Origin of the sequence: Streptomyces sp. NBC_00483 (assembly GCF_036013745.1) — a bacterium.
GTDB lineage: Bacteria > Actinomycetota > Actinomycetes > Streptomycetales > Streptomycetaceae > Streptomyces.
In genome coordinates, this window is record NZ_CP107880.1 from 2,568,109 (window position 1) to 2,593,780 (window position 25,672).

The 25,672-nt window shown below is 71.0% G+C and carries 22 protein-coding genes and 1 tRNA gene; 9 read left to right on the top strand and 14 right to left on the bottom strand.

Annotation, left to right across the window (positions count from 1 at the left end; translation table 11 throughout):
- Window positions 1-124 precede the first annotated feature (124 nt).
- Both OHA73_RS11225 and OHA73_RS11230 read left to right on the top strand, forming a co-directional pair.
- The gene (locus OHA73_RS11225; protein ID WP_267071025.1) at window positions 125-1,108 is read left to right on the top strand and encodes an aldo/keto reductase; all 984 of its coding nucleotides are present in this window, start codon (window positions 125-127) and stop codon (window positions 1,106-1,108) included.
- Window positions 1,105-3,531 (top strand): helix-hairpin-helix domain-containing protein, encoded by a 2,427-nt coding sequence (locus tag OHA73_RS11230; protein ID WP_327654961.1) that lies wholly within the window; start codon window positions 1,105-1,107, stop codon window positions 3,529-3,531. Before OHA73_RS11225 ends, OHA73_RS11230 begins: the two co-directional genes overlap by 4 nt.
- A 144-nt stretch (window positions 3,532-3,675) precedes the next feature.
- Here OHA73_RS11230 and OHA73_RS11235 read toward each other — a convergent pair whose 3' ends face one another.
- Window positions 3,676-4,347, bottom strand: a complete 672-nt coding sequence (locus tag OHA73_RS11235; protein WP_327654962.1) for a hypothetical protein — start codon at window positions 4,345-4,347, stop codon at window positions 3,676-3,678.
- 47 nt (window positions 4,348-4,394) lie between these two features.
- Here OHA73_RS11235 and OHA73_RS11240 point away from each other — a divergent pair, with 47 nt between their 5' ends.
- Window positions 4,395-4,583, top strand: a complete 189-nt coding sequence (locus tag OHA73_RS11240) for a DUF5703 family protein (protein ID WP_111666225.1) — start codon at window positions 4,395-4,397, stop codon at window positions 4,581-4,583.
- A 91-nt stretch (window positions 4,584-4,674) separates the two neighbouring features.
- Here OHA73_RS11240 and OHA73_RS11245 read toward each other — a convergent pair whose 3' ends face one another.
- The 3 genes from OHA73_RS11245 to OHA73_RS11255 form a co-directional block, all read right to left on the bottom strand.
- Window positions 4,675-5,403, bottom strand: a complete 729-nt coding sequence (locus OHA73_RS11245) for a chaplin (RefSeq protein ID WP_323187278.1) — start codon at window positions 5,401-5,403, stop codon at window positions 4,675-4,677.
- A gap of 127 nt (window positions 5,404-5,530) precedes the next feature.
- The gene (gene chpH, locus OHA73_RS11250) at window positions 5,531-5,764 is read right to left on the bottom strand and encodes a chaplin ChpH (RefSeq protein WP_266721413.1); all 234 of its coding nucleotides are present in this window, start codon (window positions 5,762-5,764) and stop codon (window positions 5,531-5,533) included.
- Window positions 5,765-5,915: 151 nt separating this feature from the next.
- Window positions 5,916-7,241, bottom strand: coding sequence for a M20/M25/M40 family metallo-hydrolase (locus OHA73_RS11255; RefSeq protein ID WP_266721412.1), 1,326 nt, complete (start codon window positions 7,239-7,241; stop codon window positions 5,916-5,918).
- Between the two features lie 196 nt (window positions 7,242-7,437).
- Here OHA73_RS11255 and OHA73_RS11260 point away from each other — a divergent pair.
- A tRNA-Leu gene (locus OHA73_RS11260) sits at window positions 7,438-7,522 on the top strand.
- An 80-nt stretch (window positions 7,523-7,602) separates the two neighbouring features.
- Window positions 7,603-9,498 carry a serine/threonine protein kinase gene (locus OHA73_RS11265; RefSeq protein ID WP_327654963.1) on the top strand — a complete coding sequence of 632 codons (1,896 nt, stop codon included), beginning with the start codon at window positions 7,603-7,605 and terminating at the stop codon, window positions 9,496-9,498.
- Between the two features lie 54 nt (window positions 9,499-9,552).
- On the opposite strand, the gene gnd is transcribed toward OHA73_RS11265, so the two are convergent.
- The 6 genes from gnd to tkt are packed head-to-tail and all read right to left on the bottom strand — an operon-like array spanning window position 9,553 to window position 17,888.
- Window positions 9,553-10,428 (bottom strand): phosphogluconate dehydrogenase (NAD(+)-dependent, decarboxylating), encoded by an 876-nt coding sequence (gene gnd, locus OHA73_RS11270; protein WP_327654964.1) that lies wholly within the window; start codon window positions 10,426-10,428, stop codon window positions 9,553-9,555.
- 53 nt (window positions 10,429-10,481) lie between these two features.
- On the bottom strand, window positions 10,482-12,131 hold the full coding sequence (gene pgi / locus OHA73_RS11275; protein WP_266721407.1) for a glucose-6-phosphate isomerase: 1,650 nt from the start codon (window positions 12,129-12,131) through the stop codon (window positions 10,482-10,484).
- Window positions 12,124-13,071: a glucose-6-phosphate dehydrogenase assembly protein OpcA gene (gene opcA, locus OHA73_RS11280; RefSeq protein WP_266721405.1), complete on the bottom strand. Its 948-nt coding sequence runs from the start codon at window positions 13,069-13,071 to the stop codon at window positions 12,124-12,126. Before opcA ends, pgi begins: the two co-directional genes overlap by 8 nt.
- Window positions 13,068-14,600 (bottom strand): glucose-6-phosphate dehydrogenase, encoded by a 1,533-nt coding sequence (gene zwf / locus OHA73_RS11285; RefSeq protein ID WP_266721403.1) that lies wholly within the window; start codon window positions 14,598-14,600, stop codon window positions 13,068-13,070. The genes opcA and zwf overlap by 4 nt, the downstream gene beginning before the upstream one ends.
- A complete protein-coding gene (gene tal / locus OHA73_RS11290; protein WP_327654965.1) occupies window positions 14,597-15,718 on the bottom strand; it encodes a transaldolase in 1,122 nt (373 codons plus the stop codon). Before tal ends, zwf begins: the two co-directional genes overlap by 4 nt.
- Before the next feature lie 55 nt (window positions 15,719-15,773).
- Window positions 15,774-17,888 (bottom strand): transketolase, encoded by a 2,115-nt coding sequence (tkt, locus tag OHA73_RS11295; RefSeq protein WP_266721401.1) that lies wholly within the window; start codon window positions 17,886-17,888, stop codon window positions 15,774-15,776.
- Between the two features lie 184 nt (window positions 17,889-18,072).
- Here tkt and OHA73_RS11300 point away from each other — a divergent pair, with 184 nt between their 5' ends.
- Together OHA73_RS11300 and OHA73_RS11305 are read left to right on the top strand one after the other, a co-directional pair.
- A complete protein-coding gene (locus OHA73_RS11300) occupies window positions 18,073-19,002 on the top strand; it encodes a helix-turn-helix domain-containing protein (protein WP_266721399.1) in 930 nt (309 codons plus the stop codon).
- Window positions 19,003-19,184: 182 nt separating this feature from the next.
- On the top strand, window positions 19,185-19,565 hold the full coding sequence (locus OHA73_RS11305; protein ID WP_327654966.1) for a YchJ family protein: 381 nt from the start codon (window positions 19,185-19,187) through the stop codon (window positions 19,563-19,565).
- Window positions 19,566-19,612: 47 nt separating this feature from the next.
- Here the strand turns inward: OHA73_RS11305 and OHA73_RS11310 are convergent, their stop codons facing one another.
- The gene (locus OHA73_RS11310) at window positions 19,613-20,317 is read right to left on the bottom strand and encodes a FadR/GntR family transcriptional regulator (protein WP_327654967.1); all 705 of its coding nucleotides are present in this window, start codon (window positions 20,315-20,317) and stop codon (window positions 19,613-19,615) included.
- A gap of 130 nt (window positions 20,318-20,447) precedes the next feature.
- On the opposite strand from OHA73_RS11310, the gene OHA73_RS11315 reads away from it, so the two are divergent.
- Together OHA73_RS11315 and OHA73_RS11320 are read left to right on the top strand one after the other, a co-directional pair.
- The gene (locus OHA73_RS11315) at window positions 20,448-20,972 is read left to right on the top strand and encodes a gluconokinase (RefSeq protein WP_266721393.1); all 525 of its coding nucleotides are present in this window, start codon (window positions 20,448-20,450) and stop codon (window positions 20,970-20,972) included.
- 54 nt (window positions 20,973-21,026) lie between these two features.
- Window positions 21,027-22,433 (top strand): GntT/GntP/DsdX family permease, encoded by a 1,407-nt coding sequence (locus tag OHA73_RS11320; protein ID WP_266721391.1) that lies wholly within the window; start codon window positions 21,027-21,029, stop codon window positions 22,431-22,433.
- 96 nt (window positions 22,434-22,529) lie between these two features.
- On the opposite strand, the gene OHA73_RS11325 is transcribed toward OHA73_RS11320, so the two are convergent.
- The 3 genes from OHA73_RS11325 to OHA73_RS11335 all read right to left on the bottom strand — a co-directional run bounded on the left by OHA73_RS11325 (window position 22,530) and on the right by OHA73_RS11335 (window position 25,614).
- Window positions 22,530-23,147 carry a cytochrome b/b6 domain-containing protein gene (locus OHA73_RS11325; protein WP_327654968.1) on the bottom strand — a complete coding sequence of 206 codons (618 nt, stop codon included), beginning with the start codon at window positions 23,145-23,147 and terminating at the stop codon, window positions 22,530-22,532.
- Window positions 23,131-23,784 (bottom strand): molybdopterin-dependent oxidoreductase, encoded by a 654-nt coding sequence (locus OHA73_RS11330; RefSeq protein WP_327654969.1) that lies wholly within the window; start codon window positions 23,782-23,784, stop codon window positions 23,131-23,133. The genes OHA73_RS11325 and OHA73_RS11330 overlap by 17 nt, the downstream gene beginning before the upstream one ends.
- Before the next feature lie 285 nt (window positions 23,785-24,069).
- Entirely contained in the window at window positions 24,070-25,614 is a 1,545-nt protein-coding gene (locus OHA73_RS11335; protein WP_327654970.1) for an APC family permease, read from the bottom strand.
- Window positions 25,615-25,672 lie beyond the last annotated feature (58 nt).

The window sequence follows — 25,672 nt, forward strand, 5'->3', positions numbered from 1 at the left end:
CTTGCCGGTTCCAGTGAATTACCCATGGGTAAGGTGCCTCGCCCGGCACCCTAACCCGGCGACCCCGGCGACAGATATCCACAGGGGCCCCGTTCCTGACCTTCGGCCAGTAACCTCAGCGCCCATGGAGCAGAGGCATCTCGGCCGCACCGGCCTGCGTGTGTCCCGGATCGGACTCGGCACCCTCCTGTGGGGCCGGGACACCGACGAGCACGACGCCGCCGACCTGATGAAGGCCTTCTGGGAAGCGGGCGGCACGCTCGTCGACACGGCCGACGTGTACGGGGACGGGGAGTCGGAGTATCTGCTCGGCAGGCTCATCGAGGGCCTGGTGCCGCGGCGAGATCTGGTCATCTCCACGAAGGCGGGCAGCGTGCCCGATCCCGACCGGCGCTTCGACGGCTCGCGCGGGCACCTGCTCTCCGCGCTCGACGCCTCGCTCGCCCGGCTCGGCACGGAGTACGTCGACCTGTGGCAGGTGCACGCGTACGACCCCGGGACCCCGCTCGAGGAGACGCTCCAGGCCCTCGACATCGCGGTCAGCAGCGGGCGTGCGCGCTACGCGGGCGTCTCGAACTTCTGCGGCTGGCAGCTGGCCAAGGCCGGTACGTGGCAGCTCGCCGCGCCCGGCACGCGCACGCGTCTCGCCAGTACGCAGATGGAGTACTCGCTGCTGCAGCGGGGCGTGGAGCGCGAGGTGCTGCCGGCGGCGCTGGACCTCGGTATGGGCCTGCTGCCCTCGTCGCCGCTGGGCCGCGGGGTGCTGACCGGCAAGTACCGCTCCGGCACCCCGACCGACTCGCGGGGCGGCTCGGACCACATGGCGCCGTTCGTCGAGCCGTATCTCGACGAGGCGGCAGGGCACATCGTGGCCGCGGTCGCGACGGCGGCGGACGGGCTCGCCGTGACGCCGCTGCAGGTGGCCCTCGCGTGGGTCAGGGACCGGCCGGGAGTGGCCGCGCCGATCGTCGGCGCGCGCAACGCGCAGCAGCTCACGGAGGCATTGTCAGTGGAGGCCCTTAGTCTTCCTGACGAGATCTGCCAGGCGCTCGACGATGTGTCGGCGCCCGTGCACCGCTATCCCGATCAGGACTGGAGCACGTTGTGAGTACGGAGTCCGCTGCCGCGGAGAACGAGTCAGGGGCCCGCCCCGACACGGATCCGGCTGCCGCCGCGAGCGCGGAGGCGGAGCCGGTGTCGGCGGACGGCGCCGGGGCCGGGGCTGCCGCCTCCGAGGCCGGAACCGCCGACGCCGAGGCGGCGGCCGGGACGGATGGCGCGGAGGACCGCGAACCCGAAGCCGCGGCGGCCGGGGCCGACGACGCCGAGGACTTGGCGGGCCGGGCCGACGGCGCGGAGGACAGCGCCGAAGGGGCGGAGGCCGCCGACGCGGGGGCGACGCCGGACGAGGTCGACGCGGAGGCCGAGGACGACGCGGACGACGCGGACGACGCGGACGACGCCGAAGCCTCTTCGAAGGATGGTGCCGCGAAGGGCGCCGAGGTGTCCGAGGCCGAGGCCGAGTTGGCGGCGCAGCGGGAGTTCCGGGAGCGGATCGCGGAGCGGAAGGCCGCCAAGGAAGGGCCGATCGACGCCGGGACGAAGCTGAGCGGGACCGCCGCCGACCTGCTGGCCGCCGTGCGCGCGGTGGAGAGCGGGGAGAAGCCGGCCGCCGCCCCCGTGCTCGCGCGGCCCGAGCCCGAGCCGCGGCAGGACGCCCCGGCCGCCGCCCCCGCCGAACCCGTGCGCAGGCCGCAGGCCACAGTTCATACGGGCGCCGACCCGGAAGCCGTCGACTCGGTGCGGGCCGTACTCGCCGAGGGCGGGGCTCCCGAATCGCTGGCCGGCGCGGCCGCCGCGGCCCTGGGCGAGGGCGCGGGCGACGAACTGCGCGCGGATCCTTGGCAGTTGCTGCGGGTGAGCGGGGTGCGCCCCGAGCAGGCCGACGGGTTCGCGCGGGCGCTGCTCGGCGCGGAGTGCGGGCCCGACGACGAGCGGCGGGGCCGCGCCGTCACCGTATGGCTGCTCGAGCAGGCCGCGAACGCCGGGCACACGGCCCTCGACCTGTCGGTGCTCGCCGAGGCGCTCGGCAAGCAAGGGGTTCCCGATGCGGAGGAGGCCGTGCAGAGCGCCGTCGCGGAAGGCGACGCGCTGATCTTCCACGACCCCCTGGAGGAGGCGCCGATCCCCGCGCCCGCCGCCGAGGAGGACGGCGAGGAGGAAGAGGCGGAGCGGCCGGTACGCGTCCTGGTCGGTCTTGAGCGGTACGCGCTCGCCGAGGAGAGCCTCGCCGACGGGCTGGCCCGACTGCTCAACTCCGCGCCCAAGGACGAGGGTTCGGCCACCGCAGGACTGGAGGAGGCCGCCGCGGTCGAGCGCGGCACGACGGCCGAGCTGATCCGGGCGATCGCCGCGCACCGCCTCGTCCTGCACACCGGCGGCGAGGCGGCCCGTGCCGAGCCGATCGCCGCGGCGGCCGCCGCGGGCAAGCTGGGCCTGCGGGTGTGCGTCGCCGCGCACGGTGCGGACGGCCGCCGCCGGGCCGCCGAGCTCCTCGGCCCGGACGCGCCCGAGACGGCCACCGCGACCGTCGCGGGCCTGCTCGCGCAGGCGGAGGGCCCCGGGCTCGACCAGGACGGGGCGTTCGCCCTCGACGTCCTGGTCGTCCTGGACGCGCCGCAGTTGGACGTGGGCGACGCCGCGATGCTCGTGGAACTGCTTGCCGACGGGACGTGCCTGGTGCTCAGCGGAGACCCGGGGACGCTGTGGTCGGCGGGCCCGGGCCGGGTCTTCGCGGACGTCGCCGCGGCGGAGATCTGCCCGCGCATCGCCTCCCGCACGCCGGACTTCGGACCGATCGGCGAGCTGGTCTCCGGTATCGGCATCGGTGAGCTGAACCAGGTGGAGGCGCCCGGCAAGGAGGTGGTGATCGTTCCGGTGCGGGACCCGGCCGAGGCGATCCACCGCACCGTGCAGCTCGTCGCGGACTCGGTGCCGCGGGCGATCGGAGTGCCGGCCGAGCAGACGCAGGTGATCACGCCGGGGCACGGGGGCGCCGCGGGGACGCGGGCGTTGAACGTGGCGCTGAAGGAGCGGCTCAACCCGGGGCCCGGGCGGTTCGGGGGCTTCGACCCCGGTGACCGGGCGGTGTACGTGACCGGGCGCGGGCGGATCCGGTCCGGCGTGGTCGTCGGGGCCGACGCGGAGGGCCTGCGGCTCGAGTGCGACGGCGCCCCCGTCCTCGTACCGAAGGAGCAGGTGGAGCAGGGGGCCGTGCGGCACGGGTGGGCCGTGACCGGACATCAGGCCGTCGGGGTCCGGTGGCCCGCGGCCGTGGTCGTACTGCCCGGCGATGCCACGCAGGCGCTCAGTCGCCCCTGGGTCTACACGGCCTTCGGTCGCGGCGAGCGGCACCTCTCGGTGGTCCACGGCGCGGACACGGCCCTCCCGCGAGCCGTATCGGAGATCGCAGCCAAGCCACGCACCACACGACTGCGAGGCTTGGTCGCTGCCCAGGTACCGCAGCCGTAAATCAAGCCCCGCGAATCCAGCCCGCTCTTCGGACGAGAGCTCGCGGGGTCCGGGGCAGAGCCCCGATCCTTCCAGCCCCGCCGGCGTTTGAGGCGCGGGGTCCGGGGCGGAGCCCCGTGGCGTGGGGCACCGCTCCGGCGGATGTCAGCGGTCCGGGTCCTCCAACGGCGCGTCCGGCCCGGAGGGCTCGTCGGGGTCGAACTCGTCGTCGTCGAAGACCGCGCTCACATCGAAGCGGCACACGACCCGCTGCGGGTCGACCTGCTCGAAGGGGGCCTCCAGCCACTCACCGGGATCCGTGGAGTCGTCCGACGCCGTGACCCAGAGCGTGGAGTCGCCCTCCTCCAGGCCGAACTCCTTGTGCCGGGAGGCGATTTCGTCGGGCTCGAACTCGCCGAAGAGGACGCCGAGCGCGGCGTGCACACTGCTGCCCGCCCCGTTCGCCGCCTCCGCGTCCGGCTCCGCCTCCAGGTCGGCGACCCGCCCGGCCTGGGCGAGGAGACGCTGCGGCTCGACCACGGCGTAGTCGCGTCGGATCAGCACGCTCAGCGCGTTCGGCTCCTCCGGTCCCGCGTACGGCGGCAGCGAGTCCTCGCTGCCGGGGATCTCGAAGGGGGTGACCTCGTCGTAGCGGTCGTAGAGGAGCTCGTCGTACTCCTCGGCCGCGGCGGCGAGTTCGTTGAACGCTTCGTAGACGGCCGGATCGTCTTCTCCCGACCGGCGCTCGACCGCCGCCAAGTGGACGTCGAGCGCAGCCTTGACCGCCTCGGCGGCGGCGCGTACCTCGGCAGCGGTGGGCTGCGCAGCATCAGACATAGTGCAGACGCTATCCGTACCGGGCCGCTGCCCGCACAATAGATGCGATGCCGGAATACGAATTCGTCGACGTGTACGTACCGCGCGGGGTCTCCCGCAAGGACGCGACACGTCTGCTGACGGACCATGCAGAGTACGGACACTGGGAGTTGGACCGATTGAGCCTGCGCCGCGACGGCAGTCGCCGCGTGCGCCTGCGCCGACGGATCATCCGCCAGGTGCGGGCCACATGGTGACCTGAGGGCAGGCCGAGCCCCTCGGGCAGGAATCGAAAACGGAGCGGGCCCCGTCCGTGCGGGGCCCGCTCCGTTTTCGTAGTGCCTGATGTCACGCCGCCGCGTTCGCCCGCCGGTAGAGCAGCGCGCCCGCGAGCAGCGCGCCGCCGGCGAGCGGGATGACCGCGCCGATCGGCACCGAGCTGCCGGTCTCCGCGAGCTCGCCGGTCGCCGCCCTCGGGCTGCCCGTCTGCCCGAGCTGGGACTCGCCCTTGGGCATGTCGACGGTCTGCGTGCCCGGAACGTTGCCCCCGCCCGAGTGCTCCGAGGAGCCTTGCGGGTCCCCGGCGCGCGAGGGCGGGGTGTTCGAGTCCACCGGGGGCGTGGTGGTGCCGCCGCCCCCGCCGTCGTCGGAGCAGCCGTTGCCGGTCGTCCCGTTGCCGACCGAGCCGGCGCCGATGGAGTTCCCGCACCCGTTCACCGGCACGTGAATCGGGACCGACACGTGGTTGCCGGAGCCGACACCGGGCGAGTCGCTGGTGTTCCCTCCGGTCTGCGCGCCGCCGTCCGAGGACTGGTCGCCGGCCTTGTCGCCGCCGCCCGAGCCGCCGCAGTCGTTGCCCGACGCCGGGTTGAGCAGTCCGACGACGTTGATCGTGTTGCCGCAGACGTTCACCGGGACGTCCACGGGCGCCTCGACGGAGTTGCCGGACAGGACGCCCGGCGAGTCCGACGAGCTTCCGTTCGCACTCGAGTCCGCGTGCGCGTAGCCGCCGGTGACGGCGAGTACGCCGGACGCGGCCGCCACGGTGATCAGGCCCTTCCGCATGACCTGTCGCATAGGTTTCCCTGCCTTGCCTTATTAAGTCTTGCCCTGGAACCGTGTCCAACCCGTCGGCCCCGGAGTGCATGGCTCGCACTCCGGGGCCGTGGGCTCAAACCCTCAAGGGGTGAGGCACAACAACGTGTCAGTCGTTGGCGCAGGTGTTACCGAAGGCAGGGTTCAGCAGCCCGATCACAGAGACCGTGTTGCCGCACACGTTCACCGGCACGTGGACCGGGACCTGGATGACGTTGCCCGAAACGACGCCGGGGGACTGCGTGGCAGCACCCTGAGCGCCGGAGTCGGCGACGGCCATGCCCGCACCCGCGAGAACCAGACCACCAGTGGCAGCCGCAGCGGCGATGACCTTCTTGAGCATTATTCCTCCTAGTTGGCAATGCAGTCCCAGCCGCGGACTGCACTCCCTGTAACGAGGAAGAACTGATGGGGCTACGAGCGTACGGAGCCTTTCACTCTTTCCGGTCCATTACGCACGCGCGAACGATTTCCGACCTTGTGCCGGGTTGACGTCAGGACGCGTCGATGAAGCGGTCCAGGACCCGCACACCGAACTTGAGGCCGTCCACCGGCACCCGCTCGTCGACGCCGTGGAACATGCCGGCGAAGTCCAGCTCGGGCGGCAGCTGCAGCGGCGCGAAGCCGAAGTTGCGGATGCCGAGCTCCACGAAGGACTTGGCGTCGGTGCCGCCGGAGAGCATGTACGGGATGGCCTTGCCGATCGGGTCCTCCGCCTCGATCGAGGTCTTCATGGCCTCGACGAGCGCCCCATCGAACGTGGTCTCGACGGCCTTGTCCGCGTGCACGTCCGAACGCTTGACCTTCGGGCCGAGGATCCGGTCGAGGTCGGCGAGGAACTCGTCCTCGTGGCCGGGCAGGAAGCGGCCGTCGACGTTGGCGGTGGCCTCGCCGGGGATCACGTTCACCTTGTAACCGGCGTTCAGCTGCGTGGGGTTCGCGGTGTTGGAGAGCGTGGCGCCGATCAGCTTGGCGATGCCGCCGAGCTTGGCGATGGTCTCCTCCATGTCCTCCGGGTCGAGCTCGGTGCCGAGGGCGTCGCCGAGCTCGTCGAGGAAGTGCCGGAGCGTCTTGGTGACGCGGACCGGGAACTTGTGGCGGCCGAGGCGCGCGACGGCCTCGGACAGCTCGGTGATCGCGTTGTCCCGGTGGATCATGGAGCCGTGTCCGGCGGTGCCGGCCACGGACAGCTTCATCCAGTGCATGCCCTTCTCTGCGGTCTGGACGAGGTAGAGCCTGCGCTGCTCGTTCACCGTGAAGGAGAAGCCGCCGACCTCGCTGATCGCCTCGGTGACGCCCTCGAAGAGGTCCGGGTGGTTGCGCACCAGGTGGCGGGCGCCGAAGACGCCGCCGGCCTCCTCGTCGGCGAGGAAGGCGAGGACGATGTCGCGCGGGGGCTTGCGGCCGGTGCGCAGCCGGTCGCGGACGACCGCGAGGGTCATCGCGTCCATGTCCTTCATGTCGACGGCGCCGCGGCCCCAGACACAGCCGTCGGCGATCTCGCCGGAGAACGGGTGGTGGGTCCAGTCCGCCGCGTTCGCCGGGACGACGTCGGTGTGGCCGTGGATGAGGAGGGCGGGCCGCGACGGGTCCTCGCCCTCGATCCGGGCGACCGTGGAGGCGCGGCCGGGGTGGGACTCGAAGATCTTCGGCTCGAGGCCGACCTCGGCGAGCTTCTCCGCCGTCCACTCGGCGGCCTTGCGCTCGCCCGGGCCCGAGTGGTCGCCGTAGTTACTGGTGTCGATCTGGATCAGTTCGCGGCAGAGGTCGACGACCTCGTCCTGTCCGGAGACCGCCCTGCCCGTGCTCGGCTCGCTCACGCTGGTTCCTCTCTTGCCGTGGATACCTCTCATCCTCTCTCCCCCGGCCCCCGGACCCAAGGCCGGGCGCCTCTCGTCACGTGCCGTTCACAGGCGGGGGCACCGGGCCGGGGGGCTGATCGAGGCACTCCGAATCCCTGGTAATGTTCTCTGTGTCGCCGCGGGAAACGCCCCGCACACAGGCGGCAGACACCTTGTCCGGGTGGCGGAATGGCAGACGCGCTAGCTTGAGGTGCTAGTGCCCTTTATCGGGCGTGGGGGTTCAAGTCCCCCCTCGGACACAGAGAAAGACCCCAGATGATTCTGGGGTCTTTTGCGTTGCCCGGCACCGACGGAGGGGTGCGTTGCGTCACGTGATGCAATGGACCTTCGACGCAACCTGGGGGTGCAGCGGGACGTGTGGGCGAACAGGGAGCCCGGCAACGGCGGTTTCCGTCCGCTGGACGACAAGGATCCGCGGACGGCCGGCGGATACCGCCTGGTCGCGGGGCTCGGCTCCGGTGGCATGGGCCGCGTCTATCTGTCGCACACGCCGGGCGGCCGGGCCGTCGCGGTCAAGGTGATCAGACCCGAGCTGGCCGAGGACCCCGAGTTCCGCCGCAGATTCCGTACCGAGGTCGCCGCGGCGAGCAAGGTGCACGGGCTCTACACGGCGCCGGTCGTCGACAGTGACACGGAGAGCCCGGTGCCGTGGTGCGCGACCGCGTACGTGCCCGGGCCCTCGCTCGCGGAGGCGGTGCGCGAGCACGGGCCGCTGCCGGTGGACACGGTGCTGCGGATGACGGCCGGGATCGCGGAGGCGCTCCAGGCGGTGCACGACGCGGGGATCGTGCACCGCGACCTGAAGCCGTCGAACGTGCTGCTGGCCTCCGACGGGCCCCGCGTCATCGACTTCGGTGTGGCGCGGGCGGCGGACGCGACGTCCGTGACGCGCAGCGGGTCGGCCGTGGGCACGGTCGCGTACATGGCTCCGGAGCAGGTGCTCGGCGGCTCCGCGAGCGGCTCGGCCGATGTGTTCGCGCTCGGCCAGACCGCGGTGTTCGCCGCCACCGGGAGCACCGCGTACGGGGAGGGCGATCCGCACGCGGTGCTGTACCGGGTCGTGCACGAGGAGCCGGATCTGTCCAAGGTCCCGGACCCCCTGCGGGAGTTGATATCCCGCTGCCTCAGCAAGCCGGCCGATGACCGGCCGACGGTGCGGGAGGTCATCGAGACGGTCCAGGTGATCCGTGAGTCGTTGCCCGGTGGTCCCGGGCCCGCGACGGACGCCTGGCTTCCGGGTGAGCTCGCCGAGGGGATCGCGGCGCGTGCCGAGGGGGCCCGGGTGACCGGGGCGGAGCCGACGGGTCATGCGACGCCGCCGCGCGGTGCCACGGGTCCCGACGAGACGCCCGGGAGCGCCGCCCCCGCCGGTGTGTTCGGGCCGCCCGTCGCGTTTTCCCAGGAACCGACCGCCGGGCAGGGGCAGCAGGGCCATCCGGCGACGGCCCCCGACAGCCCCTCTCCCGTCGCACCTCTGGGCGCCGAGACCGCCGCCGTGAGTACGGAGCCCCGACGCAGGCGCTCCCGTGCCTGGCTGATGGCGGCCGCCGGGGTCGTGCTGGTCGCGTGCGGCGCGGCCGCCACGCTGTATTTCGTGCCCGGTGGCCGGCAGGCCGACGGAGCGGCAGGTCCTGCGGCCTCCGGCCACCCCGAGGCGACGCGCTCCGCGTCGAAGTCGGCGTCCGCGTCGAAGTCCGCCTCCCCGAGCGCCTCGAAGTCGCCGAAAGCGTCCAAGTCGGGTGCGGCGCCCGCCCCTTCGGGCTCGGCCGCGGACCCCACGTCCGCTCCCCCGACGGATCCCACGAGCGGGCCCCCGACCTCGGCGCCCCCGCTCCCGTCGACGTACAACGGCATCGTGATGACGGACAGCCAGGACCTGTATCTCGCGGACGATCCGGTGCGGGCCAAGCCGGACGACGGGCAGTCGACCGAGGATCTGACCTACGCCGTCTACAGCAACGGCGCGGTGCTGGCGCCCGGCACCACCTCGGGGAGTTCGCTCGCGCTGCTCCCCGCCGGGCAGCCGGGCACCCGCGAAGCGTGCCGCAACGCGCATGCGGCCAAGGACTCCTACTGGGTCTACGACCTGCCGGTGGGGCAGCGCCTGTGCCTGGACGCCGGCTCGGGGGACGTCGGGCTGCTGACGCTCCGGGGCAAGACGGAGGGCAAGAACGTCACCCTGGACGCGAAGGTCTGGCGCAACGCCGGCCGGTAGACGCACCAAAAAGCCCGCCGGACCGCGAGGTCCGGCGGGCTTCGTGTGTGGCGCCTACTTGGACTCGACGGCGTGGCCGCCGAACTGGTTGCGCAGCGCCGCGATCATCTTCATCTGCGGCGAGTCCTCCTGGCGGGAGGTGAAGCGCGCGAAGAGCGACGCGGTGATCGCCGGCAGCGGCACGGAGTTGTCGATGGCCGCCTCGACGGTCCAGCGGCCCTCGCCGGAGTCGGCGGCGAAGCCGCGCAGCTTGTCGAGGTGCGTGTCCTCGTCCAGCGCGTTGACCGCGAGGTCGAGCAGCCAGGAACGGATGACCGTGCCCTCCTGCCAGGAGCGGAAGACCTCGCGGACGTTGTCCACGGAGTCGACCTTCTCCAGGAGCTCCCAGCCCTCGGCGTAGGCCTGCATCATGGCGTACTCGATGCCGTTGTGGACCATCTTGGAGAAGTGGCCCGCGCCGACCTTGCCCGCGTGGACGTAGCCGAAGTCACCCTCGGGCTTGAGGGCGTCGAAGACCGGCTTGACCTTGGCGACGTTCTCCTCGGAGCCGCCGACCATGAGCGCGTAGCCGTTCTCCAGGCCCCACACACCACCGGAGACACCGGCGTCGACGAAGCCGATGCCCTTGGCGGCGAGCTCCTCGGCGTGCTTCTCGTCGTCGGTCCAGCGGGAGTTGCCGCCGTCGACGACGATGTCGCCCTCGGAGAGCAGGCCGCCGAGCTCGTCGACGGTCGACTGGGTGGCAGCGCCGGCCGGAACCATCACCCAGACCACGCGCGGGCCCTCGAGCTTCTCGACGAGCTCCTGGAGGGAGGCGACGTCGGAGACCTCGGGGTTGCGGTCGTAGCCGATGACGGTGTGGCCGGCGCGGCGGATGCGCTCGCGCATGTTGCCGCCCATCTTGCCGAGACCGATGAGACCGAGCTGCATGTCAGTTCACTTACCTTCAGTGCTAGTTGAGGCTGTTTGAGGCTGGTTGCGGGCTACTTGCGGCCGCGCAGCGCGCGGTACGTGCCGACCAGGGACTGCGTCGAGGCGTCGAGGCCGGGAACCTCCGCGCCCTCGGTGAGGGCGGGCTCCACTCGCTTGGCGAGGACCTTGCCGAGCTCGACGCCCCACTGGTCGAAGGAGTCGATGTTCCAGATGGCGCCCTGGACGAAGACCTTCTGCTCGTAGAGGGCGATGAGCTGGCCGAGGACCGACGGGGTCAGCTCGCGCGCGAGGATCGTCGTCGTCGGGTGGTTGCCCTTGAACGTGCGGTGGGCGACCTGCTCCTCGGCGACGCCCTCGGCGCGCACCTCCTCGGCGGTCTTGCCGAAGGCGAGGGCCTGGCCCTGCGCGAACAGGTTGGCCATCAGCAGGTCGTGCTGGTCCGCGAGGGTGTCGGACAGCTCGTCGACCGGCTTCGCGAAGCCGATGAGGTCCGCCGGGATCAGCTTCGTGCCCTGGTGGATGAGCTGGTAGTAGGCGTGCTGCCCGTTGGTGCCGGGGGTGCCCCAGACGACCGGGCCCGTCTGCCACTCCACGCCGCGGCCCTGGCGGTCCACGGACTTGCCGTTGGACTCCATGTCGAGCTGCTGGAGGTACGCGGTGAACTTGGAGAGGTAGTGCGAGTACGGCAGCACCGCGTGCGACTGGGCGCTGTGGAAGTTGCCGTACCAGACGCCGAGGAGGCCGAGCAGCAGCGGCGCGTTCGCCTCGGCCGGGGCCGTGCGGAAGTGGTCGTCGACCAGGCGGAAGCCGTCGAGCAGCTCGCGGAAGGCGTCCGGGCCGATCGCGATCATCAGCGAGAGGCCGATGGCCGAGTCGAAGGAGTAGCGGCCGCCGACCCAGTCCCAGAACGCGAACATGTTGGCCGTGTCGATGCCGAACTCGGAGACCTTCTCGGCGTTCGTCGACAGGGCGACGAAGTGCTTCGCGACCGCCGCGTCGTCACCCAGCGCCGCCAGCAGCCAGGAGCGCGCCGCCTTCGCGTTGGTGATCGTCTCGATCGTCGTGAAGGTCTTGGACGCGATGATGAACAGCGTCTCGGCCGGGTCGAGGTCGCGGACGGCCTCGTGCAGGTCGGCGCCGTCGACGTTCGACACGAAGCGGAACGTCAGGTCGCGGGCGGTGAACGGGCGCAGCGCCTCGTACGCCATGGCCGGGCCGAGGTCCGAGCCGCCGATGCCGACGTTGACGACGTTCTTGATCGCCTTGCCGGTGTGGCCGGTCCACTCGCCCGAACGGATCTTGTCCGCGAAGGCGGCCATCTGGCCGAGGACCTCGTGCACCTTCGGCACGACGTTCTCGCCGTCGACCTCGACCACGGCGTCGGCCGGGGCGCGCAGGGCCGTGTGCAGCACGGCGCGGTCCTCGGTCGTGTTGATCTTCTCGCCGCGGAACATGGCGTCGCGCTGCCCGAACACGTCGGTGGCGGTGGCCAGTTCCTGGAGCAGGGCGAGGGTCTCGTCCGTGATCAGGTGCTTGGAGTAGTCGATGTGCAGGTCACCGACGTCGAGCGTGTAGCGCTCGGCACGGGCCGCGTCCTTCGCGAACAGGTCGCGCAGGTGCGTGCCGTTGAACTTCGCGCGGTGGTCCTCAAGGGCCGTCCACTGCGGGCGGCGGGTGAGGAAGGGGGCGGTGTCAGGCATGTTGAACGGACTCCTTGGTGACTTTGCCGTGGGCGGCTGCCTGCAGGGCCACGGCGTACATCTCGTCGGCGTCGAGGCGGCGGAGCTCCTCCGCGATCAGCTCGGCGGTGGAGCGGACCTTGAGGGCCAGGGTGCGCTCGGGCTGGCCGGGAAGGGTCAGCTTGGCGAGCGGGCCCTCGGGGCGGTCGATGCGGATCTCGCCGGCCGGCGTGCCGAGGCGGACCGCGGTGACGACGGGGCCGTCCGTGGTGACCCGCTCGACCTTGACGCCGAGCCGGGCGCCGAGCCAGCGCGCGAGCAGTTCGGCGCTGGGGTTGTCGGCCTCGGACTCGACGGCCGCGGAGACGATCTCGGCGCGGGCCTGGTCGAGCGCGGCGGCCAGCATGGAGCGCCACGGGGTGAGCCGGGTCCAGGCCAGGTCGGTGTCGCCGGGCGCGTAGGACTTCGAGCGCTGGGCGAGCGCGGCGACCGGGTCCTCGACGGCGTACGCGTCGGTGATCCGGCGCTGGGCGAGCGCGCCCAGCGGGTCCTTGGCGGGGTTCTCCGGCGCGTCCACGGGCCACCACACGACGACCGGGGCGTCGGGCAGCAGCAGCGGCAGGACGACGGAGTCGGCGTGCTTGCCGACCTCGCCGTACAGGCGCAGCACCACGGTCTCGCCGGTGCCGGCCTCGGAGCCGAGGCGGACCTCGGCGTCGAGCCGGTTGCCGTGGCGTTCGCGGGCCAGGCGCTTGGTGCGCCGGATGACGACGAGGGTGCGCGAGGGGTGCTCGCGGGACGCCTCCTGGGCGGCCTTCGTCGCGTCGTACGCGTTCTCCTCGTCCGTGACGATGACCATCGTCAGGACCATGCCCACGGCGGGGGTCCCGATGGCGCGGCGCCCTTCGACGAGCGCCTTGTTGACCTTGCTTGCCGTGGTGTCGGTCAGGTCGATCCTCATGGCCTGCGCCAGCTCCGTCCGTCTCGTGCGAGCATCTCGTCCGCTTCCTTCGGGCCCCAGCTGCCCGAGGCGTACTGGGCGGGCCTGCCGACCTTGTCCCAGTTCTCCTCGATGGGGTCGAGGATGCGCCAGGACTCCTCGACCTCTTCCGTGCGCGGGAAGAGGTTGGCGTCGCCCAGCAACACGTCCAGGATCAGCCGCTCGTACGCTTCCGGGCTGGACTCGGTGAACGACTCGCCGTAAGCGAAGTCCATGGACACGTCGCGGATCTCCATCGACGTACCCGGCACCTTGGATCCGAAGCGCACCGTCATGCCCTCGTCCGGCTGAACGCGGATGACGATCGCGTTCTGGCCGAGTTCCTCGGTGGCGGTGTGGTCGAACGGGGAGTGCGGGGCGCGCTGGAAGACGACGGCGATCTCGGTGACGCGGCGGCCGAGGCGCTTGCCGGTGCGCAGGTAGAACGGGACGCCCGCCCAGCGGCGGTTGTCGATGCCCAGCTTCACGGCCGCGTAGGTGTCGGTCTTCGACGCCCGGTCGATGCCGTCTTCCTGGAGGTAGCCGGGGACCTTCTCGCCGCCCTGCCAGCCGGCCGCGTACTGCGCGCGGACCGTGGACTTCTCCAGGTCGTCGGGGAGCCGTACGGACTTGAGGACCTTGAGCTTCTCGTTGACCAGCGACTCGGCGTCGAACGCGGCCGGCTCCTCCATCGCCGTGAGGGCGAGCAACTGGAGCAGGTGGTTCTGGATGACGTCGCGGGCGGCGCCGATGCCGTCGTAGTAGCCGGCGCGGCCGCCGATGCCGATGTCCTCGGCCATCGTGATCTGCACGTGGTCCACGTACGACCGGTTCCAGATGGGCTCGTACATCTGGTTGGCGAAGCGGAGCGCCAGGATGTTCTGGACGGTCTCCTTGCCGAGGTAGTGGTCGATGCGGAAGACCTGCTCGGGCGAGAACACGTCGTGCACGATCGCGTTCAGGTCGCGTGCCGACTCCATGTCGTGGCCGAACGGCTTCTCGATGACGGCGCGCCGCCAGGATCCCTCGGGCGCGTCCGCGAGGCCGTGCTTCTTGAGCTGCTGCACGACCTTGGGGAAGAACTTCGGCGGTACGGAGAGGTAGAACGCGTAGTTGCCGCTGGTGCCGCGCTTCTCGTCGAGCTCGTCGACGGACTCGCGCAGCTGCTTGAACGCGGTGTCGTCGTCGAAGTCGCCGGGGATGAAGCGCATGCCGTCGGCGAGCTGCTGCCAGACCTCCTCGCGGAAGGGGGTGCGGGCGTGCTCCTTGACCGAGTCGTGGACGACCTGCGCGAAGTCCTGGTCCTCCCACTCGCGGCGGGCGAAGCCGAGGAGCGAGAAGCCCGGCGGCAGCAGGCCGCGGTTGGCGAGGTCGTAGACGGCCGGCATCAGCTTCTTGCGGGACAGGTCGCCCGTGACGCCGAAGATGACGAGCCCGGAGGGGCCCGCGACGCGCGGCAGACGGCGGTCGCGGGGGTCCCTCAGCGGGTTCTGCCAAGCGGTGGAGCTCACTTGGACTCAGCCTCCGTCAGGCGGGAGGAGACGGTGGAGAGCAGGTCGTTCCAGGCGATCTCGAACTTGGCGACGGCCTCGTCCTCGAGCTGCTGGGTGACCTCGTCGAGGGAGATGCCGAGCGCGTCGACGGCGGCCAGCTCGACGCGGGCCTGCTCGTAGCGGCCGGTGATGGTGTCACCGGTGATCTCGCCGTGGTCGGCGGTCGCCTTCAGGGTGCCCTCGGGCATGGTGTTGACGGTGCCGGGCGCGACCAGCTCGTCGACGTACAGGGTGTCCTTGTACGCGGGGTCCTTGACGCCGGTGGAGGCCCACAGCGGGCGCTGCTTGTTGGCGCCCGCGGCCTCCAGCTTGGTGGCGCGCTCGGTACCGAAGGCCTGCTCGAACGCCTCGTAGGCGAGACGCGCGTTGGCGAGGGCAGCCTTGCCCTTCGCCGAAGCGGACTCGTCCGTGCCGATCTTGTCGAGGCGCTTGTCGATCTCGGCGTCGACGCGGGAGACGAAGAAGGAGGCGACCGAGTGGATCGTGGCGAGGTCGATGCCGCGCTCGTGGGCCTTCTCCAGGCCGGCCAGGTAGGCGTCCATGACGGCCTGGTAGCGGTCGAGGGAGAAGATCAGCGTGACGTTGACCGAGATGCCGAGGCCGATGACCTCGGTGATGGCCGGGAGGCCCGCGAGGGTCGCCGGGATCTTGATCATCACGTTGGGGCGGTCGACGAGCCAGGCGAGCTGCTTGGCCTCGGCGATGGTGGCCTCGGTGTTGTGGGCCAGGCGCGGGTCGACCTCGATGGAGACGCGGCCGTCACGGCCCTGCGTGGCGTCGTACACCGGGCGCAGGATGTCGGCGGCGGCGCGCACGTCCTGCGTGGTCATCATGCGGACGGCCTCGTCGACGGTGACCTTGCGGACGGCCAGGTCGGCGAGCTGCTCCTCGTAGCCCTCGCCCTTGCCGATGGCGGCCTGGAAGATCGAGGGGTTCGTGGTGACGCCCACGACGTGCTGGGTCGCGATGAGCTCTGCGAGGTTGCCGGACTCGATGCGGGTGCGGGACAGGTCGTCCAGCCAGATGGAAACGCCTTCGTCGGACAGCGACTTGAGGGGTGCGACGGCGTTGCTCATGTTCTGCTTCATCTTCTTTCGGGCGTACGGGGTGGTGTTTCTCAGTGTGTGAGGGTCAGGCGCGGGCGGCGGCGAGAGCTCGTGCTTCCTTCAAAGAGGCGCGGGCCTTGTCGGCGACGTTCTCGGCGGTGAAGCCGAACTCGGCGAAGAGCGTGCCCGCGTCGGCGGAGGCGCCGAAGTGCTCCAGGGAGACGATGCGACCGGCGTCACCGACGTAGCGGTACCAGGTCAGACCGATGCCGGCCTCGACCGCCACGCGGGCCTTCACCGACGGCGGCAGGACGGCGGCGCGGTACTCGGCGTCCTGCTCCTCGAACCACTCGACGGACGGCATCGACACGACGCGGGTGGCGACGCCCTCGGCCTCCAGCTGCTCACGGGCGGCGACGGCGAGCTGGACCTCGGAGCCGGTGGCGATCAGGACGACGTCCGGGGTCCCCTTCGAGGCCTCGACCAGGACGTAACCGCCCTTGGCCGCGTCCTCGTTGGCCTCGTACGTCGGCAGGCCCTGACGGGAGAGCGCCAGGCCGTGCGGGGCCGGCTTCTCGGTGCCGCGCTTGAGGATCTCGCGCCAGGCGATGGCGGTCTCGTTGGCGTCGGCCGGGCGGATCACGTTCAGGCCCGGGATGGCGCGCAGCGCGGCGAGGTGCTCGACGGGCTGGTGGGTCGGGCCGTCCTCACCGAGACCGATGGAGTCGTGGGTCCAGACGTAGGTGACCGGGAGCTGCATGAGGGCGGACATGCGGACGGCGTTGCGCATGTAGTCGGAGAACACCAGGAAGGTGCCGCCGTAGATGCGGGTGTTGCCGTGCAGCGCGATGCCGTTCATCTCGGCGGCCATCGAGAACTCGCGGATGCCGAAGTGCACGGTGCGGCCGTACGGGTCGGCCTCGGCCAGCGGGTTGCCCTTCGGGAGGAAGGAGCTGGTCTTGTCGATCGTCGTGTTGTTGGAGCCGGCGAGGTCGGCGGAGCCGCCCCACAGCTCGGGGACGACCGGGCCGAGGGCCTGGAGGACCTTGCCGGACGCGGCGCGCGTGGCGACCTTCGTGCCGGTCTCGAAGGACGGCAGGGCGTCCTCCCAGCCCTCGGGGAGGCGGCCCGCAAGCACGCGGTCGAGGGTCGCGGAGCGCTCGGGGTTGGTGTTCCGCCACTCGGCGAGCTGCTTGTCCCAGGCGGCGTGCGCCTCGGCGCCGCGGTCGAGGGCGCCACGGGTGTGGGCGATGACCTCGTCCTCGACGATGAAGGACTGCTCGGGGTCGAAGCCGAGGACGCGCTTGGTGGCGGCGATCTCCTCGGCGCCGAGCGCGGAGCCGTGCGAGGCCTCGGTGTTCTTCGCGGTCGGGGCCGGCCAGGCGATGATCGTGCGCATCGCGATGATGGACGGCTTGTCGGTGACGGCCTTGGCGGCGGCGAGCGCCTCGTACAGGGCCTTCGGGTCGACATCGCCCTCGGCGGTGGGCGTGACGCGCTGCACGTGCCAGCCGTACGCCTCGTAGCGCTTCAGGACGTCCTCGGAGAAGGCGGTCGCGGTGTCGCCCTCGATGGAGATGTGGTTGTCGTCGTAGACGAAGACGAGGTTGCCGAGCTTCTGGTGGCCCGCGAGGGACGAGGCCTCGGCGGAGACACCCTCCTCCAGGTCGCCGTCGGAGACGATCGCCCAGATGGTGTGGTCGAAGGGGGAGGCGCCCTCGGCGGCCTCGGGGTCGAACAGGCCGCGCTCGTAGCGGGCGGCCATCGCCATGCCCACGGCGTTGGCGACACCCTGGCCGAGCGGACCGGTCGTGGTCTCGACACCGGCGGTGTGGCCGTACTCGGGGTGGCCCGGCGTCTTCGAACCCTGGGTGCGGAACGCCTTCAGGTCGTCGAGCTCCAGCTCGTAACCGGAGAGGAAGAGCTGGGTGTAGAGGGTAAGGCTGGTGTGGCCGGGCGACAGGACGAAGCGGTCGCGGCCGGTCCACTCCGGGTCGGCCGGGTCGTGCCGCATGGCCTTCTGGAAGATGGTGTACGCGGCCGGGGCCAGGCTCATGGCGGTGCCGGGGTGTCCGTTGCCGACCTTCTGCACCGAGTCCGCCGCCAGGAGGCGCGCGGTGTCGACGGCACGCTGGTCGCGTTCGGTCCACTCGAAGGGCTTCTCGAAGGGGTCGAGTCCGTCCGGTGTCTGCGTGCTCATCTGTCCAGCTTCCTTCACATCCGTTGTCCTGCCGAGGTACCAAAAGGCACCGCCCGACCGGGACCAAAGTCCCAGGTCGAACCACCTACGAATGTAAAGGTCATACTTTTCGCTCGACAGGTGCCCCCGTGCCAGCGTTCGGTGAAAATGGGACACACACATCGGTCGAAGTCAAGGAAAGTGGATGACGGAGCAGGACCCCTCACAGACGAGCGCACATCTGGGAACGGCGGCGCACATCCGCACCTATCCGTTCGACCCGAGCGCGAGCCTGTCCGGCGTCGGGATACAGGTCGGGCCGATGGGCTCCGAGGGTCCATGGGCGGGTGGCGTCGGGCTGTCGCGGCGCGTGCACCGCATCGACTTCCACGTCCTGCTGTTCTTCCGCGAGGGCCCCGTCCGCCACATGATCGACTTCACCGAGTACGAGGTGGGGGCCGGGGACATCCTGTGGATCCGGCCGGGGCAGGTGCACGGGTTCTCCGCGGACGACGCGTATGTCGGCACGGCGTTGACCATGCAGCCGGGCTTTCTGCCGCGGGCGATCGTCGAGGCGACGGGGCTCTACCGCTACGACCGGCCGCCGCTGCTGCACCCCGACCCGCACCAACTCGCCGCACTGGACGCCTCATTGGAGCAGTTGCGGCGCGAGTACCTGGACACGGTCACGCTGCCGCTGAGCCTGCACACGTCGGTGCTGCGGCACACCCTGACGGCCCTGATGCTGCGGGTCGCGCATGTGTCGGCGCAGGCCGCGGCGGAGGCGGAGGACGGGAAGCCGCAGCAGGACGCTGTGGCCTCTGCGTTCTCGCGGTTCCGTACGGCGGTCGAGCACGGGTTCACGTCCAACCACAGCGTCTCCGCGTACGCGGATGAGTTGGGGTACTCGCGGCGGACGCTGGTCCGTGCGGTGCGGGCGGCGACGGGGCTCACCCCGAAGGCGTTCATCGATCGGCGGGTGATTCTGGAGGCCAAGCGGATGCTTGCGCATACGGAGTTGCCGGTGGGGCGGATCGGGGTTGCGGTCGGGTTTGCGGACTCGGCGAACTTTTCGAAGTTCTTCCAGCAACACGTGGGGGCTTCGCCGGCCGGGTTTCGGGCGGAGCAGGTGTGACGTCCGGGTGGGGTTCGGCCAGCCGTGGTTGACGACTCGGGGCTCTGCCCCGGACCCCGCGCCTCAATCGCCGGCGGGGCTTAATTTGCTCGATCGCCGCCGAGGCCTGATCCATTCGATCGCTGCCGAGGCTTGATCCATTCGATCGCTGCCGAGGCTTGAACCATTGGCAGAATGAGGGGATGTCACGTCACACCCCCACCTGTCCCTGCGGGCTCCCCTCCCCCTACGAGAACTGCTGCGGTCGCTACCACCGTGGTGACGCGGCGGCGCCCACCGCCGAGGCGCTCATGCGGTCCCGGTATGCCGCCTTCGTGCGGCAGGACGGGGCGTATCTGATGCGGACCTGGCACCCGGACACGCGGCCGCCGGGTATCGACTTCGGTGACGCGCCGCGGTGGACCGGGCTTGAGATCTTGGAGGCGGCTGACGGGTCCGCGTTTCATCAGCACGGCACCGTCACCTTCCGCGCCCGCTACAAGGGCGGAGAGCTGCACGAGCGCAGTCGGTTCTCCCGGGTGGACGGGGCGTGGGTGTACGTCGACGGGGACTTCATCGAGTAGCCCCGACGTGTGGCCCGACGCGTAACTCCCGTTCCCTATACGGGAGTTCAGGGTGCCAGGATGTCCAGCTCGTGCAGCGCGCCCACCGCGATCTCGCGCGTGAGTTCCTCCGCGCGCTGCGCGTTCCCCTCCCGTACCGCCTCCGCGACCTTGACGTGCAGGCTGACCGCCGCCGGGTCCGGGTCCTCGAACATGACCTGGTGGTGGGTGCGGCCCGCGAGGACCTCCGCCACCAGGTCACCCAGGTGGGCGAACATCTCGTTGCCCGACGCGTTCAGGACGATCCGGTGGAACTCGATGTCGTGGCCGAGGTACGCCTCCAGCTGCTGGCCCCGTGACGTCGCCACCATGCCGAGCGCGCACTCGGTCAGCGCCGCGCACTGCTGCGCGCTCGCGGCCCGCGCGGCCAGACCCGCGGCGACCGGCTCGACCGCCGAGCGGAGCACCGTCAACGAACGCAGCTGGCGGGGGCGGTCGGCGCCCGCGAGGCGCCAGCGGATGACCTGCGGGTCGTAGACGTTCCACTCCTCGGCGGGCCGCACCGTCACGCCGACCCGGCGCCGCGAGGCCACGAGGTGCATCGACTCCAGGACGCGCACCGCCTCCCGCATGACCGAGCGGGACACCTCGAAGCGCTGCGCGAGTTCATCCGTACGCAACACGCTGCCCGCGGGGTACTCGCCCGCAGTGATCGCGGGACCGAGGCTGTCCAGTACACGGGCATGGAGGCCCCGGCTGCCCTCTGTGGTCATGGGAATACCCTAGCCCCGAGTCCAATGGTCTGACTTATACGTCACACCCCCTTGAATTAATCAGACCTATTGGGTTTCAGTGTGGTGTCACAGCGATGTCGACGAAGACAGCGAAGCGAGGCAGTACCCGATGAGCACCCCCCACGTCGTCGTGGTCATGGGCGTGGCAGGAACCGGCAAGACAACGATCGGTCCCCTGCTCGCCGAACGACTCGGCGTTCCCTACGCCGAGGGCGACGACTTCCACCCCCAGGCCAACATCGACAAGATGTCGGCCGGCACCCCCCTGACGGACGAGGACCGCTGGCCCTGGCTCGACGCCATCGGCCGCTGGGCGCACAGCCGCGCGGGACTCGGCGGGGTGGTCTCCAGCTCCGCCCTCAAGCGCAGCTACCGCGACCGCCTGCGGGCCGAGGCCCCCGGCGCCGTCTTCGTCCACCTCACCGGCTCGCGCGAGCTGATCGAGGACCGGATGGGGCATCGCGAGGGGCACTTCATGCCCACCTCGCTCCTCGACTCGCAGTTCGCCACGCTCCAGCCGCTCGCGGCGGACGAGGCGGGCGTGGCCGTCGATGTCGCGGGATCGCCCGAGGAGATCGCCGACCGGGCCACCGCGGCCCTGGCCGGGCTCGACTCCCCCGCCGCGACCGCGTAACCCCCCACACCGGCAAGTTCTCCCCCTCCCCCCACTCGTTCAAGGGATAAGACCGTGACCAGACTCAGCGTCGAGATGCTGGCAGCGGACACCGTCGAGCCGATCACGTCCGCGGGCCATGCCCAGCTCGGGATCGCCGTGCTCGCGGGAATCGCCGTCATCGTCCTTCTCATCACCAAGTTCAAGATGCACGCCTTCCTGGCGCTGACCATCGGCTCGCTCGCGCTCGGCGCGTTCGCCGGTGCGCCGCTGGACAAGGTGATCGAGAGCTTCAGCGCCGGACTCGGTGACACCGTCGCCGGCGTCGGCGTACTGATCGCGCTCGGCGCGATCCTCGGCAAGCTGCTCGCCGACTCCGGCGGCGCCGACCAGATCGTCGACACGATCCTCGCCAAGGCCGGCAAGTCCGGTGGCAAGGCCATGCCGTGGGCCATGGTGCTCATCGCGGCCGTGATCGGCCTGCCGCTCTTCTTCGAGGTCGGCATCGTCCTGCTGATCCCCGTCGTCCTGATGGTCGCCAAGCGCGGCAACTACTCGCTGATGCGGATCGGCATCCCGGCCCTCGCCGGTCTGTCCGTGATGCACGGCCTGATCCCGCCGCACCCCGGCCCGCTCGTCGCGATCGACGCGGTCGACGCCAACCTCGGGCTCACGCTCGCGCTCGGCATCCTCGTCGCCATCCCGACGGTCGTCATCGCGGGCCCGGTCTTCTCGAAGTACGCGGCCAAGTGGGTCGACGTCCAGGCCCCCGACAAGATGATCCCGGCGCGCGCCTCCGACGACCTGGAGAAGCGTCCGAGCTTCGGCGCCTCCGTGGCGACGATCCTGCTGCCCGTCGTGATGATGCTGTCCAAGGCCCTGGTCGACGTCATCGTGGACAACCCGGACGCCACCGTCCAGCGCGTCTTCGACGTGGTCGGCAACCCGATGATCGCGCTGCTCGCGGCCGTCGTCGTCGCCATGTTCACCCTCGGCCGCCCGGCCGGCTTCACCAAGGGCAAGGTGCTCTCCACCACCGAGAAGTCCCTCGGCCCGATCGCGGGCGTGCTGCTCATCGTGGGCGCGGGCGGTGGCTTCAAGGGCACCCTGGTCGACTCCGGTGTCGGCGAGATGATCATGGAGATCTCCAAGGACTGGGGGCTCCCGACGCTGCTGCTCGCCTGGCTCATCGCGGTCGTCATCCGCGTCGCCACGGGTTCGGCGACGGTCGCCACGGTCTCCGCCGCCGGTCTCGTCGCGCCCCTCGCGGCCGACATGACCGACACCCACACGGCGCTGCTCGTCCTGGTGATCGGCGCGGGTTCGCTGTTCTTCAGCCACGTCAACGACGCCGGTTTCTGGCTGGTCAAGGAGTACTTCGGGCTCACCGTCGGCCAGACCGTCAAGACCTGGTCGCTCATGGAGACCATCATCTCCGTGGTCGCCGGTGCGCTGGTGCTGCTGCTGTCCTTGGTGATCTAGCCGAGGACCGACTGCCCGAGCATGCGAAGAGGGCGTCCCCGCCGGTCGGCGGGGGCGCCCTCTTCGCATGGCACGGTCTTGCACGGCACGGCACGGTCACGGCTCGTCGAGCCACTCGCCGTGCTCCCGCGCGGCCCAGTCCCGGTCCACGAATCCCGTACGCAGGCCCTTGCGCGCCTCGGGGTCGCCGACGGCCATGCCGATGTGCCCGGCGAGCACGACACCGAGGGCCAGCGCCAGCCAGTCGTGCACGAAGGTGCTGCCGGTGCGCACGGTGAGCGGGGCGAGGTGCGTGAACCACATGAGCAGGCCCGTGCCTAGCATCACCAGGACGGCGCCGGCGAGCCAGGCCGCCCACAGTTTCTGCCCGGCGTTGAACTTGCCCGCCGGGCGGTGGCCGGGGCGCCGGTGCAGAACGGCGCGGAGCCACGCCTTGTCGTGGGGGCCGAACCGGTTGAGCCGGCCCAGGTCCGCGCGGAAGGCGCGGGAGACGAGGCCCACCAGGAACGGCACCGGCAGCAGCAGGCCCGACCACTCGTGCAGCGTGACCACGAGGGCGCGGCGGCCGACGAGTTCGGCGAGCTGCGGAACGTAGAGGCAGGCGGCCGTCACGACGCACACACCCATCAGGGCGGCCGTGGCGCGGTGCACCCAACGTTCGGCGCGGGTGAACCGGCGGACGGTGGCCGTGAGTTGTTCAGTTCGTGGGCTCATCGTCGCGTCCGTTCGAGCGGCCGACCCAGGCGTCGACGTCGTAGCCGCGCTCCTCCCAGTAACCCGGCTGTACGTCGTCGGTGACGGTGATCCCGGAGAGCCACTTCGCCGACTTGTAGAAGTACATGGGGGCGGCGTAGAGGCGTACCGGGCCGCCGTGCGCGTGGCTCAGGTCCTTGTCCTGCATGCGCAGCGCCACCAGTACGTCGGCGCGGCGCGCCTGTCGGAGCGTGAGGCTCTCGCTGTACGTGCCGTCGAAGCAGGTCAGACGTACGGCTTTCGCGGAGGGGCGCACCCCCGCGGCGTCCAGGATCCGCGAGAGCCGTACGCCTTCGAAGGGCGTGTGCGGGACCCGCCAGCCCGTGACGCACTGGACGTCGCGGACGAGGCGGGTCTGGGGCAGCGCCCTCAGTTCGGGGAGCGTGTACGTCGACGGGTGGTCGACCAGGCCGTCGACCTTGAGGCGGTAGGTGTCCGCGCTCTTGTGGGGGACGGAGGCGGCGACCGAGTAGTAGCGGAAGCCGCCGCCGTTGGGCAGTACGCCCGTGAGGCCGGTGGGGTCCTTCTGGGCGACGCGCTCGAAGGCGTGTTGGAGGGCGGGGGCCGCGGCCACGGTGAGCGCGCCTGCGCCCAGCATGCCGAGGACTAGGCGTCGGCCTACCGGTGGACCTTGGTTCGGTTTCACGTCTCGATTGCAGCACCGTTTGGGGGACGGGTACCAGGGGTTACGGCCCGCCGTCAGGGTTTCGTCACTTGTGGTTGCGCTCGCGGGGCTCTGCCCCGGACCCCGCGCCTCAAACGCCGGCGGGGCTGAAAAGATCGGGGCTCCGCCCCGGACCCCGCTGGCTCTCGTTCGAAAGGCGGGGCTTGAAATACGGGGTTCAGCGGCCCCGTCGCTCAACCCCCGCAGGGCTTGAAATGCTCAGCCGCCGGAAGCGCTTGAACGTTGGTCCAGCTGGAAGGCCTCGTTGCCCAGGCCGATGCGGGCGTGGGCCTGGGGGTTTCGGCGGCGGAGGAGCAGGCCGTATGTCGCGCCCGCGAGTGCGGCCAGGGCGATGATGCCGGGGAGGATCCAGTTGAGTGGGGAGTTCGGGCCCGAGCCGACCAGGACGTCGAAGTCCTTGACCGTGTAGCCGGCGATCACCAGGAGGGCGACGCCCGCCACGCCGGACGCCACGAGGCGCCAGGCCTGCGCGGCCGCGGCCCCGCGGCGCGCGAAGAACACGATGACGGCCAACGACGCCGTGGCCATGAGGAGGATGACGCCGAGCGCGCCCACGTTGCCGCCCCAGGTGAACAGGTGCAGGACCGGCGCCGTCGGGTCGCCGAACGGGCCGTCGTCGGCGATCGCGAAGCCGACGACCGCGACCAGCGAGATCACCGACTGCAGCACCGAGCTCTTGCCGGGCGCGCCGGTCGCCGTGTTCGTCCGCCCGAATCCGGCGGGCAGCAGCCCCTCGCGCCCCATCGCGAACGCGTACCGCGCCACCACGTTGTGGAAGCTGAGCAGCGCCGCGAACATGCCCGTCACGAACAGGACATGGACGACGTCCGTGAACGCGCCGCCCAGCCGGTCCTCCGTCAGGCCGAAGAGGAGGCCCGCCGACTGCTTCTGCGCCGCGCCCACGATGCCCGAGGGCCCCGTCGCCACCGTCATCGCCCACGAGCTGAACGCGAAGAACAGGGCGACGCCGCCGACCGCGAAGAACATCACGCGCGGCACCAGGACGTGCGGCCTGCTGGTCTCCTCCGCGTACACGGGGGCCTGCTCGAAGCCGGTGAACGCGGCGATGCAGAAGCACAGCGCCGTGCCGAGCCCGACGCCCGAGAGGGTCTCCGGATTGAAGGCATGCAGGGACAGGCCCTGAGGACCGGGGTCGCCGATGGCCGCGATGTCGAAGACGACCACCACGGCGACCTCGATCAGCAGCAGCACGCCGAGGACCTTCGCGTTCACGTCGATCTTCAGCAGGCCGAGCGCGCCAACGGCGAGTACGGCCACCAACGCCGGTATCCACCACGCCAGTTCGAGGCTCAGATACTGATCGGCGAGGCCCGCGACCTCGTAGCCGAACAGGCCGAAGATGCCGACCTGGAGCGAGCTGTAGGCGACGAGCGCGACGAGGGCCGCCGCCGCGCCGGCGGTCGGGCCGAGGCCACGGGCGATGTACGCGTAGAACGCGCCGGCGTTGTGCACGTGCCGGCTCAACTCCGCGTAGCCGACGCTGAAGAGGGCGAGCACGACGCCGAGGAGGAGGAAGAGCAGCGGCATGCCGACCACTCCCATCACCGCGAACGTCGTCGGCATGACGCCCGCGACGACCATCAGCGGGCCGGTCGCGGCGAGCACGGAGAGCAGCAGCCCCGCCGTACCGAGCCGCCCGGCGCGCAGCGCGCTCGTCTCGCCCAGATACGTGTGAATGGCCGGATCCGCCGTGGCCTCGGGCGGTCGCTCGCTCGCGCTCATTGGGGGCGTCCCTTCCTTCGTGCAGTGAAGTGAGGTGGGGTGAAGTGGGGTGCGGTGG

Coding starts and splice junctions, on each gene's coding strand:
- OHA73_RS11225 (WP_267071025.1), top strand. CDS start 125: ATGGAGCAGAGGCATCTCGGCCGCACCGGCCTGCGTGTGTCCCGGATC.
- OHA73_RS11235 (WP_327654962.1), bottom strand. CDS start 4,347: ATGTCTGATGCTGCGCAGCCCACCGCTGCCGAGGTACGCGCCGCCGCC.
- OHA73_RS11240 (WP_111666225.1), top strand. CDS start 4,395: ATGCCGGAATACGAATTCGTCGACGTGTACGTACCGCGCGGGGTCTCC.
- OHA73_RS11245 (WP_323187278.1), bottom strand. CDS start 5,403: ATGCGACAGGTCATGCGGAAGGGCCTGATCACCGTGGCGGCCGCGTCC.
- chpH (WP_266721413.1), bottom strand. CDS start 5,764: ATGCTCAAGAAGGTCATCGCCGCTGCGGCTGCCACTGGTGGTCTGGTT.
- OHA73_RS11265 (WP_327654963.1), top strand. CDS start 7,603: ATGGACCTTCGACGCAACCTGGGGGTGCAGCGGGACGTGTGGGCGAAC.
- gnd (WP_327654964.1), bottom strand. CDS start 10,428: ATGCAGCTCGGTCTCATCGGTCTCGGCAAGATGGGCGGCAACATGCGC.
- pgi (WP_266721407.1), bottom strand. CDS start 12,131: ATGCCTGACACCGCCCCCTTCCTCACCCGCCGCCCGCAGTGGACGGCC.
- opcA (WP_266721405.1), bottom strand. CDS start 13,071: ATGAGGATCGACCTGACCGACACCACGGCAAGCAAGGTCAACAAGGCG.
- tal (WP_327654965.1), bottom strand. CDS start 15,718: ATGAGCAACGCCGTCGCACCCCTCAAGTCGCTGTCCGACGAAGGCGTT.
- tkt (WP_266721401.1), bottom strand. CDS start 17,888: ATGAGCACGCAGACACCGGACGGACTCGACCCCTTCGAGAAGCCCTTC.
- OHA73_RS11300 (WP_266721399.1), top strand. CDS start 18,073: ATGACGGAGCAGGACCCCTCACAGACGAGCGCACATCTGGGAACGGCG.
- OHA73_RS11305 (WP_327654966.1), top strand. CDS start 19,185: ATGTCACGTCACACCCCCACCTGTCCCTGCGGGCTCCCCTCCCCCTAC.
- OHA73_RS11310 (WP_327654967.1), bottom strand. CDS start 20,317: ATGACCACAGAGGGCAGCCGGGGCCTCCATGCCCGTGTACTGGACAGC.
- OHA73_RS11315 (WP_266721393.1), top strand. CDS start 20,448: ATGAGCACCCCCCACGTCGTCGTGGTCATGGGCGTGGCAGGAACCGGC.
- OHA73_RS11325 (WP_327654968.1), bottom strand. CDS start 23,147: ATGAGCCCACGAACTGAACAACTCACGGCCACCGTCCGCCGGTTCACC.
- OHA73_RS11330 (WP_327654969.1), bottom strand. CDS start 23,784: ATGCTGGGCGCAGGCGCGCTCACCGTGGCCGCGGCCCCCGCCCTCCAA.
- OHA73_RS11335 (WP_327654970.1), bottom strand. CDS start 25,614: ATGAGCGCGAGCGAGCGACCGCCCGAGGCCACGGCGGATCCGGCCATT.